General features: G+C 59.9%; 17 protein-coding genes. 9 read left to right on the top strand and 8 right to left on the bottom strand.

Features of this window, described 5'->3' with window-relative positions:
- Positions 1 to 96: 96 nt before the first annotated feature.
- Both ACKWRH_RS05815 and ACKWRH_RS05810 read left to right on the top strand, forming a co-directional pair.
- Entirely contained in the window at positions 97 to 366 is a 270-nt protein-coding gene (locus tag ACKWRH_RS05815; RefSeq protein WP_445219681.1) for a hypothetical protein, read from the top strand.
- Positions 367 to 381: 15 nt separating this feature from the next.
- A complete protein-coding gene (locus ACKWRH_RS05810; protein ID WP_445219680.1) occupies positions 382 to 948 on the top strand; it encodes a type II toxin-antitoxin system VapC family toxin in 567 nt (188 codons plus the stop codon).
- A 69-nt stretch (positions 949 to 1,017) separates the two neighbouring features.
- Here the strand turns inward: ACKWRH_RS05810 and ACKWRH_RS05805 are convergent, their stop codons facing one another.
- Positions 1,018 to 1,485 carry a hypothetical protein gene (locus ACKWRH_RS05805; RefSeq protein ID WP_445219679.1) on the bottom strand — a complete coding sequence of 156 codons (468 nt, stop codon included), beginning with the start codon at positions 1,483 to 1,485 and terminating at the stop codon, positions 1,018 to 1,020.
- 41 nt (positions 1,486 to 1,526) lie between these two features.
- Here ACKWRH_RS05805 and ACKWRH_RS05800 point away from each other — a divergent pair, with 41 nt between their 5' ends.
- The 3 genes from ACKWRH_RS05800 (at position 1,527) to ACKWRH_RS05790 (ending at position 4,805) form a co-directional block, all read left to right on the top strand.
- On the top strand, positions 1,527 to 1,652 hold the full coding sequence (locus ACKWRH_RS05800) for a hypothetical protein (protein WP_445222325.1): 126 nt from the start codon (positions 1,527 to 1,529) through the stop codon (positions 1,650 to 1,652).
- A 19-nt stretch (positions 1,653 to 1,671) separates the two neighbouring features.
- On the top strand, positions 1,672 to 2,055 hold the full coding sequence (locus ACKWRH_RS05795) for an HAD family hydrolase (RefSeq protein ID WP_445219678.1): 384 nt from the start codon (positions 1,672 to 1,674) through the stop codon (positions 2,053 to 2,055).
- A gap of 1,550 nt (positions 2,056 to 3,605) precedes the next feature.
- Complete coding sequence (locus ACKWRH_RS05790) at positions 3,606 to 4,805, top strand: sulfotransferase family protein (protein ID WP_445219677.1); 1,200 nt, start codon at positions 3,606 to 3,608, stop codon at positions 4,803 to 4,805.
- Between the two features lie 482 nt (positions 4,806 to 5,287).
- Here ACKWRH_RS05790 and ACKWRH_RS05785 read toward each other — a convergent pair whose 3' ends face one another.
- The 3 genes from ACKWRH_RS05785 to ACKWRH_RS05775 all read right to left on the bottom strand — a co-directional run bounded on the left by ACKWRH_RS05785 (position 5,288) and on the right by ACKWRH_RS05775 (position 6,498).
- Positions 5,288 to 5,821 (bottom strand): DUF2285 domain-containing protein, encoded by a 534-nt coding sequence (locus tag ACKWRH_RS05785; protein WP_445219676.1) that lies wholly within the window; start codon positions 5,819 to 5,821, stop codon positions 5,288 to 5,290.
- 49 nt (positions 5,822 to 5,870) lie between these two features.
- Entirely contained in the window at positions 5,871 to 6,002 is a 132-nt protein-coding gene (locus tag ACKWRH_RS05780) for a transcriptional regulator domain-containing protein (RefSeq protein WP_445222324.1), read from the bottom strand.
- A 217-nt stretch (positions 6,003 to 6,219) separates the two neighbouring features.
- Positions 6,220 to 6,498 carry a DNA -binding domain-containing protein gene (locus ACKWRH_RS05775; protein ID WP_445219675.1) on the bottom strand — a complete coding sequence of 93 codons (279 nt, stop codon included), beginning with the start codon at positions 6,496 to 6,498 and terminating at the stop codon, positions 6,220 to 6,222.
- A 103-nt stretch (positions 6,499 to 6,601) separates the two neighbouring features.
- Here ACKWRH_RS05775 and ACKWRH_RS05770 point away from each other — a divergent pair, with 103 nt between their 5' ends.
- Positions 6,602 to 6,883, top strand: a complete 282-nt coding sequence (locus ACKWRH_RS05770) for a helix-turn-helix domain-containing protein (RefSeq protein ID WP_445219674.1) — start codon at positions 6,602 to 6,604, stop codon at positions 6,881 to 6,883.
- Between the two features lie 345 nt (positions 6,884 to 7,228).
- Here the strand turns inward: ACKWRH_RS05770 and ACKWRH_RS05765 are convergent, their stop codons facing one another.
- The 3 genes from ACKWRH_RS05765 to ACKWRH_RS05755 form a co-directional block, all read right to left on the bottom strand.
- Entirely contained in the window at positions 7,229 to 7,549 is a 321-nt protein-coding gene (locus ACKWRH_RS05765) for a DUF736 domain-containing protein (protein WP_445219673.1), read from the bottom strand.
- A gap of 807 nt (positions 7,550 to 8,356) precedes the next feature.
- Positions 8,357 to 9,370, bottom strand: coding sequence for a PDR/VanB family oxidoreductase (locus tag ACKWRH_RS05760; RefSeq protein WP_445219672.1), 1,014 nt, complete (start codon positions 9,368 to 9,370; stop codon positions 8,357 to 8,359).
- An 11-nt stretch (positions 9,371 to 9,381) separates the two neighbouring features.
- On the bottom strand, positions 9,382 to 10,455 hold the full coding sequence (locus ACKWRH_RS05755) for an aromatic ring-hydroxylating dioxygenase subunit alpha (protein ID WP_445219671.1): 1,074 nt from the start codon (positions 10,453 to 10,455) through the stop codon (positions 9,382 to 9,384).
- Between ACKWRH_RS05755 and ACKWRH_RS05750 the strand changes: the two genes are divergently transcribed.
- The gene (locus ACKWRH_RS05750) at positions 10,454 to 11,590 is read left to right on the top strand and encodes a LysR family transcriptional regulator (RefSeq protein ID WP_445219670.1); all 1,137 of its coding nucleotides are present in this window, start codon (positions 10,454 to 10,456) and stop codon (positions 11,588 to 11,590) included. The genes ACKWRH_RS05755 and ACKWRH_RS05750 overlap by 2 nt on opposite strands.
- Positions 11,591 to 12,085: 495 nt before the next feature.
- A complete protein-coding gene (locus tag ACKWRH_RS05745; RefSeq protein WP_445219669.1) occupies positions 12,086 to 12,598 on the top strand; it encodes an Mpo1-like protein in 513 nt (170 codons plus the stop codon).
- A 579-nt stretch (positions 12,599 to 13,177) separates the two neighbouring features.
- On the opposite strand, the gene ACKWRH_RS05740 is transcribed toward ACKWRH_RS05745, so the two are convergent.
- A complete protein-coding gene (locus ACKWRH_RS05740; protein ID WP_445219668.1) occupies positions 13,178 to 13,498 on the bottom strand; it encodes a DUF736 domain-containing protein in 321 nt (106 codons plus the stop codon).
- A gap of 451 nt (positions 13,499 to 13,949) precedes the next feature.
- On the opposite strand from ACKWRH_RS05740, the gene ACKWRH_RS05735 reads away from it, so the two are divergent.
- A protein-coding gene (locus ACKWRH_RS05735) for an IS630 family transposase (RefSeq protein WP_445215585.1) occupies positions 13,950 to 14,898 on the top strand; the annotation gives its coding sequence in 2 pieces (ribosomal slippage) (positions 13,950 to 14,285 and positions 14,287 to 14,898; 948 coding nt in all).
- The last annotated feature ends 137 nt before the right edge of the window (positions 14,899 to 15,035 follow it).

Here is a 15,035-nt window from a genome sequence, read left to right as displayed (position 1 = left end):
GTCGCCATTCCCAAGCCCGGAGAAAAATCGCCTCGGCGCGTCCGGAAGCGCCGTGGGAGGGCTCGTAGGGTAGCGCCACGCGGAAGGGCTGAGCGCATGAAGCAAGGTCTGCCCACCAGCGGCACAGATTCAGACAGGTTCCGGTTCGAAACCGTGATGGAGGCGGCCGAGCGTTCAGGGCTTCTCAAGCAGAAGAGCAGCCGTATCGCCGGTCGCGTTAGCCCGTTGCTTGTTGAAGAAGCGAAGAGACGGACAGGAATCGAAGCGGACACCGATCTGATCGCCTTTGCTCTCGCGAATTTGGCTCTTGAAGACAAGTTCGCTGAAGCATTCAAGGATGCGCGAGGCAAATCGATCGAGACCTGAAACTCGGCTACTGAGGTGTCCGGCTTCGATTTTGATGCGGCTCTGCGATGGGCGCGGTTTGATCCGCGAAAGACGTTGGCACGCCGGCAAGACAGTGATCTCTCGTTCGTCCGCGGCGACCGGATCGGAGGCCAGTCACTCCTGCTCGATACCTGCGTGTACATCGACCAGATGCAGAGCCGGACACCCGGCTTTCTTGAAGTATTGATCGCGAATCGACAGACCAACCACTCCAGCGTCGCTATCCAGGAGTTGATGCACACGATCGGCGTTCTCGATCCCCAGGACGGCCGCTCGCGTACCGTCCTTGATGCAATACGCACCCTTATTCTGTCGATGCCGGCGCACCGAACGTTCGTTCCTGATGCCGATGTGCTGGGGCGCGCGGCGCTGCTATCGGGCATGATCTGTCGCTTACAAAGCTATGCCGGCGACTACAGGCTCCGCGCTTTGCTAGACTGCGTGCTGTTTTTGCAGGCCCTAAAATTGGGCTTCTCGGTGCTGACCGCCAACGTTGCCGACTTCGATATCCTGCTACAACTGTTGCCGGAGGGCAAAGTGCTCTTCTATCGACGGAAATAACATCCAAAAGGGCAACGGCCGGGAAGTGGCATCACGGGTTGCTGTCAGTCGGCGTCATAGCCACGGTCGTCAAGCGGCATTGACCCAGATCCAAGACGAGACAGCAATCTTCTCTCTTTGGCCCCAGCCGGATATCTGTTGATTTTCGGCAGGGCGATTAGCCGCCATGAAGTCGGCCGCGCGGCAGCGGCCCAAACCGGCTTGAAACATCCGGTCACACCAGACGGTCGATGCCTCCTCGTCCGCGGGCGGTTTTGGTGCATGGCCGATCCGAGTATTCCGGACGATCGGAAGGCCGCACCCGTTCACCGGCTGATGGATGCCAGGCGCGCTGTCAGCGATGCCAAACGAGCGTCCGATATCGACGCGGAAGTTGCCGCCCATCATGCCGTCGACGACGCCAAGCGGGCGCTCGGCGAGCGCGGGCCTGTGTGGCGGGATGATGGCGCACCGGATTTCAATCGGCACATGGAACTTGTCGTACGCGACCAGGTTTGCGAAGCGCAAGCACGACCAGCTAGGGACGTCGATTGCCAAAAGCAGCCATCTTCGATCTGGACGGCACGTTGCTGGATTCCGTGGACCTTCACGCGATCGCTTGGCACGAAGCCATGGCGAAGTTTGGCCACGACGTCGGCTTCGAACAGGCGCAGCCAGATCGGAAAGGGCGGCTACAAGCTCATCGCGACATTCCCGTCGGATGAGGAACGGCGAGACCATGGCATGGAGCTCGATGCCTGGCGCGGCGAACGTTTCAGAGTCAGATACCTGCCGCTGATCCGAGCGTTCTCGGGGGGCCGATCTGCTGCAGCGGTCACGGGACGCAGGCCTCCGGATCGTCATCGCCTCGTCCGCCAAAAAGATGAACTCGATAAATATCCCGACATCGCGAGCATCGCCAAGCTCGTCGATGCAACCGTGTCATCCGAGGACGTGGTCGAATCCAAGCCCGAGCCGGACGTCTTCGAGGCGGTTCTGACCAAGCTGGACATGAAAGGCCGTGGCGCGGTCGGCATCGGCGGCTCGCCTTACGATGCGGGAGCGGCCGGCAAGGTCGGGGTCCGCACGATCGGCGTACTCTGCGGTGGTTCATGGAGAACGTGTTGAAGGCCGGATGTATCGAGGTCTACCCCGGTCCCGCCGCGGTAGTTGCCTATTTCGACCATTCGTTGCTGACGAGATAGCTCAGTTGTGACGCAAGTGCTCCGGCTGTCAAAGTTGTTATGTTCCTCCTGGTTTATTGCTTACTCTTGGTCGATGAAGCATTGGTGCATCGCCAGCCGGGATCAAGACGTCGTCGGCATAACCGCTCCCTGTCGATAAGACCGGCTTCTGCCCCCCTTTTCTGGCTTCCTCCGGAGTGTGACCTTCCGGCTTCGAGGCAAACCAGCATCGGCGCGTAGCCCGGCTCCCATGCCCGCGTGGACGGAAAACTGGCCGGCAGACTCGAAAGGATTGCCATGCCGGCCTGGTCCAGGTCTCCTCAGAAGACCGTGTCGACGTCTACATCGCTGTAGAAGGCGGAGTCGAAGGCTCTGGCCTCGTTTCGGTGGCGGGCTACAATTACCGGAATAGGTCAAAGCCCGGGTTATCTGACCGCGCGCTTGGCCGCAGCATCGGTGTGGCGACGAAGGAGGAGTTGAAGGATGACAGCAGCGGATTGCTGCAGGATGGCGCGCGCTCGATGCCGCATCCAGACAATAGAACGTTCTGGAGCCGGACGACCGTCGCATTCGTCCGGCGGTCCCCATGAAACCGCTGGAATAGATCAAGGCGGCGCCGGCGTAAGGCGACGATCGCCCTTGCAGCAGTGCTTCTCCGGCGTCACGGATCGCGCGCTCGAACGAAGTCTTGTTCTCGATGAAAAGTGTCCAGGAAAAGGCGCCCGCAAAATAGATGCTCAAGTGGACCGGTTGCGCCGGGTAAGGGCATTCCGTCAATCCGAGCAGAGCCGCCACGAGGTCGGAGCGGTCGTCGAGGACCTTCGACAATCCCCCAAAAGTCCGGCTCGACACGCAGCACAAAGGTCGATCATTCCGGCCGTCGGGGTCAAAGCCGATGAAGAGATCTTGGTGGATGGCGATGTTGCGCACTCATCAAATGTGAGGCGTCTCCATAAGTGGCACTGAGCCCCCGCACAGCTTTCGGGCGCGATCTATCCACGGTCCGAATGCACCCGATCAAAACTATGGATTCTTGCGTATCTTACAAATGGTGGATAAAGAGGTCAGTTTAGTAGAACTCAGGCATACCCGGATGGGCTATCATTTTGTCCCGGCTCTGAGAAGAATTTCCGGCCTGCGCCAAGCAACGACCGGGGCGCATGTCGCGAATCCCCTCCTCGGCAGCTTAGGCGAGCGGCATCGCGCCAGCTCGATGCGACAAGCTTCCTCCTTGTCCCGTAGTGCGCCTGCTACCGATAAACCTCGGTATGGCTTTGCCAAGCTTGTCCATACTGGTAACTCCGTGCGACCGGCGAACCCTGGAACGCTCCGGTTTCTCAAGTGGTAGCTACCAAATGCAGGTGAGAAGCGCTGTGATCTGGCCAAATCAAATTCATGGCAGACATCATCATACAAAATGTGCATAGGCCAAGTCTTCGGATGAAGGATTTCGGACGGCCGCCCGGTCTGTCCAAGGGATGAGGATGTTGAATCGTGAATCAGGATGTAAGCCATTTGCCAGCGGTCTGCTTTCTTCTGGGTCTTCCCCGTTCGGGGACGACACTGCTGGCGCATTTGCTTCAGCGGCACCCAGATATTGTCGCTCCGCCTGAACCCTGGCTGATGCTGGCACTTGAGGCATTTGGTAGGGTGGACCACCGTCACCCAGCCGGCGCGTCACTGGTTCAGGCTGCGACCTCGGAATTCTTGAGCCGAATAGATAGACAGGTCGTCACCCGCGCTTTCGCCGATGCAGCTTATGGCCAGTATTTGGCAGCAGCGGGCAAGCGCACCTTGATAGACAAGACACCGCGCTATTGGACGGTGCTCGATTTTTTGGATTCCCTCTACCCGGAAGCACCGCGAATCGTTTTGATGCGTAGTCCCTACGCCATTGCCGCATCACTGAAATCGACGTGGGCCGTTCCCCTCCTGGCCGCAAGTTCCCCGTCCGCGATCGCGTCGTGTCTCGCCGACATCGTGCTGGGTCAGCCTACGCCTGCGATCGCATCTTCCCTCGCCGATCTTGTTCTGGGTCTGCCTGCGCTTGCAGCCTGCCGCGGCCGGCGTGGGACGCAAATGGTGCATTACGAAGTCCTTGTGGCACATCCTGACGACGAAATCCGGCGCGTACTCGCTGGTCTCGGCTATGCGGCGACCGACATGACATCAGCAACGACAGGGCAAACGGACTATCTGCGGTCCAGCACTTTCGGAGATCGAAAGATCCTAGAGAAGAAGACCGTCGACGACCGCTCAGTCCAGGCTTGGCAAACCGAATTGAGCACCGAAGAGATGCAGGTCGTGACCGATCTAGTTGGGTCAGAGCTTTTGATAGAGCTCGGTTATGAGCAGGATCTTCGGTTCGCAGAACAAGCGGGCGTCGTTGATAAGGGCCCGGAAGCAACCGAAGGCTATCGCCGGTTATTTCGAACTTGCTGGGATTTTCTGGACGGCAAGACTGGAGGATCATTCGACATCGCTGCCGGTGGCACCGAGCTGAGCAGTATTGGTCCGCAAGTGGGAGAGAACTCCTCGGCTTTTGGCTCCTCAATACTTCGGGAAGCGCATCGTCTGGCCGCGTTCAAGAAGGAGGAGAATTTGCAGGTGGCAACTGCAATCGCGGCGCAGTTGAACCAGGAACTCACGGCTTCGAAGGCCGATCAAAACGCACCGTCTGGGGGCCCTTCATGATGACTGCCGGGATGATGTTGTGGGCGCAAGATCGTGCGGCTTGCGCAGCGCTCCTCATTCAGAAGAAGGTGAGGCGCGATTCAAGGTCATGCGCAAGCAACGTGAAATTGGATGACCCACAAATTGCGGCACTTGACGCACAGATGGCCAAGGTATCCGGCACAGCTGAGAAGAATTGCTGACTTGCTCTCGTCAGAATTTCCCGATCTCGAGGCGCACGCGCCATACACAAGCCACTCCTCTGCAATTGAGCTCTCAAAATTCAGGAAGCTGCGATCAAGCGTCCGACTGCTTGACCTCGGCTGCCTTACGCAATCCAGATTGGCAGGTGTGGCGTCAGACTGGACATTCGCCTATTCCACTCCGGAGCGTGGCGATAGGACATCGACGCCTCTACAGCCCAAGGACCTTACATCGCAGTCCAGTCACAACGGCGCTGAGGGAGTAAAATGAAGGTTGCGGATCGATTTTCGATCTCTGTTCTATTCCTTGCGAGATGAAGGACGGAGCAATGCGCGATAGCCATCGCGCGTCAGTGCCAAACCGGCCCGAACCAGCCGGATAACTCGGCTACGCAGCGCGTGGGTTTTCCAGGCCTGCTCAGAGATGCGTCTTGGGCCAAACAGCACCTCGGCGATGGCACGATAGGAGCCGCCGTCCATGTGCCCATCGAGAGCGCGCAGGGTCAGGGCCAATCGCCTACGTCGTTGTGCCGACAGTTGATCAATCGGAGGTCTTGGCGAGCGACGATTGATCGCGCGCCACAATCGAAGTGAGGCGTGGGCGCGGATCTCAAAGTCTGCATCGTATATCGGCAGTTCGATGGTATAAGCGGCACCTAAACGCGGGGCCTGTTTCAGCCACAGGTGATGTTGGGATCCGTGAATGCGCAATACAGCATGCCAACCATCAGCTGCCTGTCTGATGCTGTCCGGCGCCAGATCGGCAAGTTCAAGCCTAGCGGCAACGCTGTCCGAACCGGAAGCGCTTTCAGCAATCGATAGCACGGCTGGCATAGCCTCCGGCGCCCAGAAGATGGTCTGTTCGTGAAAAGACCTCTGCGGGTCATGGGCGAAAGCAGAGGCCCCATCTCCTCCGAAACTCAGGAGTCACCTGCCCGTGTTTGGGGAGCGTGTCCCGGTAGTCGGCTTGATATGCGGGATTGCGACGGAGGCTTTCCCAAGCGAAATCCGACATCTCGCCGGCTGTAACGCTCTGATACGATTCCGGTGAGCGCCAGTTGAATTTAGACACTGCTGTGATCTCCCGCCAAAGCAAAATTGCGGCGCAGTGTCTATAAAGCTCTGGGTTGTTGCGGAAGTCTCTAATTGCGCATCACGTGATGCACGCAGGCGATCACCCATCAATGGGAGAGATCTTTTCTCGGGAGCGCAACCCAGACGACACGTTTTTGCTAGTTGGGGGCGCCGGTGCGAAGTAAGTGGCTGTAGCCGTGATCCGTCATCCATTTTGCGCGGGCCAAATGGCTGTCGAATGCCTTGCGAGCGCGGGCGGGCTCGCGATCAGGATCAAGATGCAACACGATCCGGGCGACTTCTTTCCAGTCGGCGCCATCGACCTCAGCATCAAGGAGACGCCAATACGTCACGAGATGCTGCTCGTCATAGGACGTGGGCACCAACTCATTCGGCGCCGCATCCGCGACATCTGGATCTAACGGCGGCTCTTTCATGTAAGCTCACGCGGCGAATTCGTTATCTTCATTTGAAGAACTTACCGTAATAGAGCGGTTATAGCCAGTGGTTTGATGGTCGGCCGAATGGCTGCTTTGGCGCATGAGAGCTCGTGCGCTTGTGGCCTGGAATGTGCGGCGGATCCGCGTGGATCGCGGGATTCCGCAGGAGCAATTGGCTTACGATGCGGGGATTGACCGCTCATATATGGGCGGTGTTGAGCGGCAAGAGGAGAACCCAACAATCGATCTTCTCGATCGGATCGCTAGAACGCTTGGTGTCCATTTATCTGAGTTCTTTGTCCAACCACCCAAAGGAGCAACGTCCCATAAGACATTGCGCAAAGGTCGCAAGCCGGCTCGTCTACGTCACAAGAAGAAATAGCGCACTGCTTGCATGGACCGGAATTCCGAGAGACCGTGGAAGCGGAAAGGCTTCACGCAGGAGAGATTCGCCGAGGTCCCCGGCTTTACTCAACAATACATCAGCGGGCTGGAGTGTCGACACCCGCTGTTGCTCTATTCGAGCTCCCAAACACGCTGGGCGTCAGCCACGTCGATCTTGTTTCTCTTGATGAAGAATTTGCAAAGCAAGTCCCACACAGCGGAGCGAAATTCATAGGATCCGATCGATGCCGAATCGATCCGGCCGCGTTTGGCGACATTTTTCTCTCGGCATCAAAGAGCGCCCCGCCCGATGAGATCGGGCGGGGCGCTAGCGGAGCGAGGCTTATTCGCCGGTCTTGCGCGGCCGCGACCAGAGGAGCGTGTAGCCTTCGCCGGCTTCGTCGTCGAACAGGTTGGCGTAGATCGGCGCGTTGAACGAGGGGTCGTCGAGCTTGAGCGAGAGGTAGTCGCGGCCTTCCTCGGAGCGCTTGGACCAGGCCGCCCCGATCTCCGCCCGGCCCACATAGACGCGGTGGCTGGGAGCGTTCTCGTTTGCGCGGTTGGCCTCAGCGACGATGCGGACGCCCCTGGCCTGCAGGCTCAGCGTGACGATCTCGCCCTGGAAATCGGAGCCCGTCTTCTTGAAAGTACCGATGGTAGCCATGTCACTTCTCCTTGAGTTGTTTCGAGCCCCGCGACCACCGCGGCCTCGATGGCGATCTAGGACCGAAGACGATCGGCGACGCACCCGCGGGCCGGAGCGTTAAGCGTAGGACGCCGGCGGGGAGACTTTCTTGGCTCGCGAGGAATGGGCGCTAGCCCAGGGGAAGAAAGTCTCAACGACGGCGTTGCGGCTCAGACGATCGAGGCGCAGCCGGTCTTCGGCCAGATCAAGCCAACGAGGCGAGGTGCGTCCGAGCGCTGAATACAGACTTAAGCGGAAGACGTGGCAGACCTCGCTTTGCAACACAAGAAGGCGGCAGGTTTCGGCGCAGAGAAAGAAAGAGCGTGCGGGAAAAGGCGACATTGTTGCTAGGTAGACGCTGCAACCGAGCCTCTGCGGTCGGCCGGTGACGGTGACAGGGCCGAACGAGGCCGACCCAGTCCAATTGAGCGCTACGAAAGCCGCCTTCTCCCGAAGAGCAGTAACGATGGAACGCCTCTCCGTCCTCGAGAGGCGTATAGGCAACCGTGAGCACTGAAGCGAAGGACTGTTGCTCGCGTGTCGAGGCCATCAGAGCCGGTTGATGTAGATCCACCGGCCCCGTCCGTTCACTGAATTGCGGCGGGCCGTACCTAGTTCGGGTAAGGGATGCGATCGACCGGCTGATCGTGATCCAATCGCGATCGGGTCTTGGTGATGTAGCGCCAAGCTCGGGGCGGTCGAAGCGGGGTGCAAAAAAGGTGCGGTCGCGATCCGCCCGATCGGGCGGGCGTAGATCGCGAGGTCTATGCGGCGGTCTTGCGGGTGTCAGGTCCTACACCACGCTGACGTGGAGCCATGACGCAGGACGCGCGTTCGATCGGGCGTATCGACGGTTAGGCTACCGCTTCTCGCGCGCGACACGCAGGTGCAGAGCTTGCTGTTTGTCGCCCGCTCTTCACTGCTGAAGAACACGTCACGATGATCGACCTCAGCCGACGCCTCCAGGATTGGCAGCACGCAAAGACCGCATTCCCCGCGCCGGCAACCGAAGATCATGTCGACGCCGGCATCTTCCAGCGCCTCCAGCATGGAGCGATGGGCAGGGACGTCAATTTCCAGGCCCAATCGGGGAACCCTGATCTTGAACGGGCCGTCCGCGAGGCCACCTGTATTGCCAAACGTCTCGTAGCGGAGGCACGCCGCCGGCCTGCCCGCTTGGTGCCAAAGCTGCTTGGTCGCCTCCAACATGCCGAACGGGCCACAGACATAGAGCTCGCCGCGCGGATCCAGTTGGGCTATCTCACCGGCTATATCGATCCGCTGTCCCTCTTCATTGACGAAGAAATGAACCTGTCCGCCAATGTAGCGGGCCAACTCGTCCGCGAGCGCCAGATCGCGACGGCTGCGCGCGGCATAGAGCAAGCGAAAATTCGCGCCCGCTTGCTTCAGCGCCAGCGCCATCGGGTAGATCGGTGTAATCCCGATGCCGCCGGCCAGCAGCAAATATTCGGGCCGACCATAGCTCAATTCAAAGCTGTTCCTCGGCTCGGAGACCGTGAGCCGTTCACCCGTCTTGAGGCGCCACATGCCGACAGATCCGCCGCGGCTCGATGCGAGACGTTTGACGGCAATGCGATAGAGTCCGTCCGATGAAGGCCCCACCAACGAATAGCTGCGAACCTGCGGCCGGCCGTCGATCGGCATGAGGACGTCAATGTGACTACCAGGCGTTGCCGTCATCAACACGCGGTCTGCAGCGATCTCGAAGAGCCGGACGTCAGGCGTGAGTTCGCGCGTGGCGCACAGGCGTGCGCTCGTCCATTCGATCGGCTTGGCCATCACTTTTTCGCTCACTCGGCCGCAACGTTTGCGATGACGTTGGCCTGTTCGTTGGTCATCATCCGGTCGATCAGCCGTCGTGCCCAAAGCGCGCCCGCGTCGATGTTGAGATCATAGAAGGGCGAACGCGGGTTCTTGTCGATGGCGGCCTGCTGCGCCTCCAATATCCTGTGATCCTGATCGTAGACGCCTGCGCCACCATTGACGTGGGCAAGCTGAAGCTCTTTCGTCAGTTGCACATCATCCTTCCGATAATCTCGGACGAAGTTCCAGAAATAGTGGCAGCTTGTCTCAGTTTCGGGCGTGATCGCCGCCAAGAACGCGCCACTGACGCCCTGCGAGCGGTCGCCTTGCGGCGCGCCCGTATTGGTCAGTGCCACGCCGACGTCGCCGACGACAACCGACGGTGCCTGGAACGTCACGACCTGCCAGCGATCGACACGGCCCGGCCGAGCAAGCTGGCGCCCCCAGAACGGGGGCGGCTCGATGTCGATCATCCAGCGCGTCATCGTTGCCGTGTCGTCGGTGTGGGTCACATCGAAGGGCGCGGCCGTGATCGCCTCGTCGCCAATGCTGCCGGCGTGTACATAAGTCTCGTGCGTGAGGTCCATGAGGTTGTCGACCACCAAGCGGTAGTCGCACTTCAGCTGGTAGAACGTACCGCCCTCGCCAACCCATTGCTTTCCGTCGTTCCAGTGAAAATCCGGAATTTTGGCAGGGTCGGCAAGCGCTGGATCCCCGGGCCACAGCCAGACCAGGCGATGCCGCTCAGCGACCGGATAGGCGCGCACACAGGCTGACGGATTGATCGTCTTTTGCGCGGGCATGTAGGAGCAGCGGCCGGCCGAATTGAAGACCAGCCCATGATAGCCGCACATGACGTCGTCGCCCTTCAGATGCCCGAGCGACAAGGGCAGCAGCCGGTGCCAACAGGCATCCTCTAGCGCTGTGATGATGCCGTCCGTGCGGCGGTAGAGCACGACGTTCTTGCCGCAGATGGTACGGGCGGACAGCTCACGGGCGATCTCGTGGGACCACGCAGCCGCGTACCAGGCATTGAGCGGAAACGGTTTAGGTGCGTTCATGGGGCAGCTATCTCCATGGTTTGGCGATGGTCACGGGCTTGCCGTCTTAACTCCCATTTTCGAGCAGATTGCGTTGGCAATAGCTATCGGACAATCGGACAGAGTTGATATCCCTTATCTACTCTTTCGATATGGTGTTGCAGCTTTCTGCCAGGAGGATCCTAAAGAGATGGCGAAGGACTGGGATCCACTCGCGATTGATTTTGCCGCGATCCGTACCTTGCGCCTGGTCTCGGAACTGGGCTCGTTTTCCAAGGCCGCCGACGCGCTCGGCACGAACCAATCGACGATCAGCTACACGATGGACCGGTTGCGCGCAGCGTTCCACGACAAGCTATTCGTGCGCCAGCGCGGCGGCATCGCGCCAACGCCCCGATGCGCCGAGATCGTCGAATGTGCCAGCCGCATGCTCGAAGCCTTCGAGGGCCTGGTGCAGCCTACGGATTTCGATCCCGCCAGCGCGTCCGGGCGGGTCACGATCGCCTGCAACTATTACGAACGCTCGATCATTCTGCCGCGCACCATCGCCGAGGTCAGGCGCCGGGCGCCCCGACTGGTCTTGGAGATCAAGACGGCGCGTGCCAAAGGCATCGCGTATCTGAAACGCGGTGAAGCCGATCTTCTCGTCGGCCCCTACGACGTGCATGAGGAGAACTTCTATCATCGCCACCTGCTGGACGACCACTATGTGTGCGTCATGCATCGCAGCCATCGGCTCGCCGGCAGGAGGCTGCGCGTGGACGACTATGTCAAGGCGAGCCACGCCGTCGTCACCTATGGCGGCACCTGGCGGTCAGGCTACCTCAGAGAACTCGATGAACGTGGCCTATCGCTCACCCAGGTGGTCGCGATACCGAGCATCTCCGATCTCACGCACATTCTCCCCGCCACGGATCTAATCTCGACGGTGCCAAGCCGCATCGCTTCAAACATCGCCAAATCCGTCGTGGCAATATCGTGCCCCTTCCCCGAGCCGTTTCAGATTGGCATGACCTGGACGAACCGGACTCATCATTCGGCCGCCCACCGGTGGCTGAGGCAACTTATGGTCCGAATTGCCCGCGCTCTGCCGTACAAGGCCGCTCCCGCCACCCCGTCCGGGCGCAGCCGCAGCAGCGCCAATGCCAGAGCTTGAATTGCGGCCCGGCGGGACGCGGGCAACTTTGTTCCCCGGATTTAGCGCCAAGCCCCTCGATTTGTACTAATCGCCGGCGTGCCGACGACCTGTCATGACGAACTTGCTGGCAGTCCGATCGGAACGGCTGCGTACTCCAGTCGCACGAGTTCTGGTCGTCCCGCCGCGCCGATCGAAACAAGAGAATTTGAGGTGCCTTGCTGTCGGCTTCAAGAACGCTCCTTCTGAGTAGATCGAGCGGGGGTCACACGCGAGGCTTACTCGCCGATCTTGCACGCCACGACCAGAACGCGTGCGTAGCCTTCCGTCAAACAGGTTCGCGTAGTTGAGGGAGCAGGTGCACGAATCTAACACATGTGCTGTTTTTGGGAGATTTGACGCGAGGCTTTCCCGTGTTTAAGCAACGGGGTGTGTTCGACGGGGGCGCCAACATATGCGCTTGGTAGATGGTAATCGTGCCGTGCCTGCCGACACGATGGGCGAGGCAAGCATCGCATGAACTCCTATTTCTGGCGCCTCCTTGCGGACTACGTGGAATATCATCGCACCCCCTGGAATTGCGCGATGCACGTCTTCGGCATCCTGTTCTTGTTCCTGGCTACCCTTCTTCCTCTTCGCCTATGGTTCATCACGGTATTCGGGATCAAGACCTGCGTGGCAGCCATCGCGCTTGTGCCGGTGCTGATCTTTTGGTTCGTGCTCGACTTCGCGCTTGGTGCTGTGATCCTTGGCGCTGCGATCGCATTGTTTGGAGCGGCGGCCATGATCCTCAACCATGTGACGCCCACCGGGATGTGGTCGCTTACTGCCATCCTGATGGTCACGGGCGTTGCATTGCTGATCATGGGGCACTTGGTGTTCGAGCGCCGCCGGCCGGCGATGATCGACAATCCTACCCATCTGTTAGTCGGACCGCTGTTTGTCGCAGCGAAGTTGGTTGTCGTGCTCGGATTTCGGCACGATCTCGCCATGATCATCGGGAAGCGTCGCCAGGCATCTTCCCGGTGAACCATGCTTTCTTGCGAGCGTCGCTTCGCAAGTGTTCATTTGAAGGCCTACGACTGTTTGTCTGCAGGTCGAGGAAGGTACAGATGTCGACCTCTAGCTGCCTGACGGAACATAGCGAATGCATCCATATGCACTCGTCTCGCTGCTTAGACTTACACGCGTTCTCCGCCTCGTAGGGGCCGCCGCAATTCATCAACGGCAGTCGGGTTCTCATGATTGCATCTGCTGCAACCACAGGCGTGCGCGAGGCCGAAACGTGCTCCATCGTGCCGATGGTGTTCGGGGCGGCCATGCGTCTATTGACTTCTCGCGCGATAGACCTCCAAGAGCTTGTGAGCCGAGAACTGAGGTCGGTGCGAGGGTCTTGATCAGCTTGCGGAACTCGTCGCACCCAGTCGAAGGTCCATCTCGAAATCAGGGTGAAAAGATCCGGATATCCTTCTCGTTGCAGGCTCATTGAGAGCGATATGTGAAACTCACTATCAGTCTTGTTCGCTTACACGTTATGGATTGCTTCATGGAAGCACCTCAAGAGCGCCCCGCCCGATGAGATCGGGCGGGGCGCTGGCGGAGCGAGGCTTACTCGCCGGTCTTGCGCGGCCGCGACCAGAGAAGCGTGTAACCTTCGCCAGCTTCATCGTCGAACAGGTTGGCGTAGATCGGCGCGTTGAACGAGGGGTCGTCGAGCTTGAGCGAGAGGTAGTCGCGGCCCTCCTCGGAGCGCTTGGACCAGGCCGCCCCGATCTCCGCCCGGCCCACAAAGACGCGGTGGCTGGGAGCGTTCTCGTTTGCGCGGTTGGCCTCGGCGACGATGCGGACGCCCCTGGCCTGCAGGCTCAGCGTGACGATCTCGCCCTGGAAGTCGGAACCCGTCTTCTTGAAAGTACCGATGGTAGCCATGTCAATTCTCCTTGAGTTGTTTCGAGCCCGCGACCACCGCGGCCTCGATGGCGATCTAGGACCGAAGACGATCGGCGACGCACCCGCGGGCCGGAGCGTTAAGCGGAGGATGCCGGCGGGGAGACTTTCTTGTCTCGCGAGGAATGGGCGCTAGCCCAGGGGAAGAAAGTCTCTACGACGGCGTTGCGTCTCAGACGATCGAGGCGCAGCCGGTCTTCGGCCAGATCAAGCCAACGAGGCGAGTTGCGTCCGAGCGCTGAATACAGACTTAAGCGGAAGACGTGGCAGACCTCGCTTTGCAACACAAGAAGGCGGCAGGTTTCGGCGCAGAGCGTGCGGGAAAAGGCGACATTGTTGCTAGAGCCTTTCATTGCTTAATGGAATCGGAGGGGATTCCGGTTTTTGGCGGATTGTGATTCAAGATGCTGACTGGATTGGAGGCCAGCATCGCATGACCCGACCTCTTTCCCTGGATCTTCGCGAGCGTGTGGTGGCGTCGGTTTTGGCGGGCGAGAGCTGCCGGTCTGTGGCGGAACGGTTTGGTGTTGCGGTCTCGTCGGTTGTGAAGTGGTCACAGCGGCAGCGGGCGACCGGCTCGGTTGTGCCTGGCAAGATGGGCGGTCACCGCAAGCCTGTGCTTGATCCGCACCGCGCCTTCATCGTCGAGCGGATCACTCAGACGCCGCACCTGACGCTGCATGGTCTGAAGGCGGAACTGGCAACCCGTGGGGTCAAGGTCTCACACAACGCGGTCTGGCTGTTCCTGCGTCGGGAAGGGCTGCGGTTCAAAAAAAACACTGTTCGCCCTCGAACAGGCTCGCGCCGACGTCTCTCGTAGGCGCCAGCGTTGGCGATCCTGGCAGGCCGGACTTGATCCGGGCCGGCTCGTCTTCATCGATGAGACCTGGATCAAGACCAACATGGCCCCTTTGCGGGGCTGGGGCCCCAAAGGGGCACGCCTGCGCGGCTTCGCCCCACACGGTCACTGGCGTACCCTCACATTCCTCGGCGCGCTCCGTCATGACCAACTCACGGCACCCTGCGTCTTCGACGGCCCGATCAACGGCGAATGCTTCCGCGCTTATGTGAAGCACCTTCTCCTGCCAACCCTGCGCGAAGGCGACATCGTCATTCTCGACAATCTCGGAAGCCACAAGTCGAAAGCTGTCAGGCAGATGATCCAGGCTGCTGGCGCCAGGCTCTGGTACCTGCCGCCATACTCGCCCGACCTCAACCCGATCGAACAGGCCTTCTCCAAGATCAAACACTGGATGCGGCAAGCTCAGAAGCGCACCATCGAGGACACTTGGCGCCACATCGGTCACCTCGTCCACGACATCCAGCCTCGCGAATGCGCCAACTACTTCGCCAACGCCGGTTATGCTTCAGTCAAAATGTGAAACGCTCTAGGTAGACGCTGCAACCGAGCCTCTGCCGTCGGCCGGTGACGGTGACAGGCCCAATGCGGTCGGCACAGTCCAATTGAGCGCTACGAAAACCGCCTTCTCCCGAAACAGCTCTCCCAATTAGGCCTGAT

The sequence above is a fragment of the Bradyrhizobium sp. Pa8 genome (assembly GCF_052588265.1).
The sequence above is the reverse complement of the archived record's forward strand: the minus strand, read 5'-3'. Positions and strand labels throughout refer to the sequence as shown.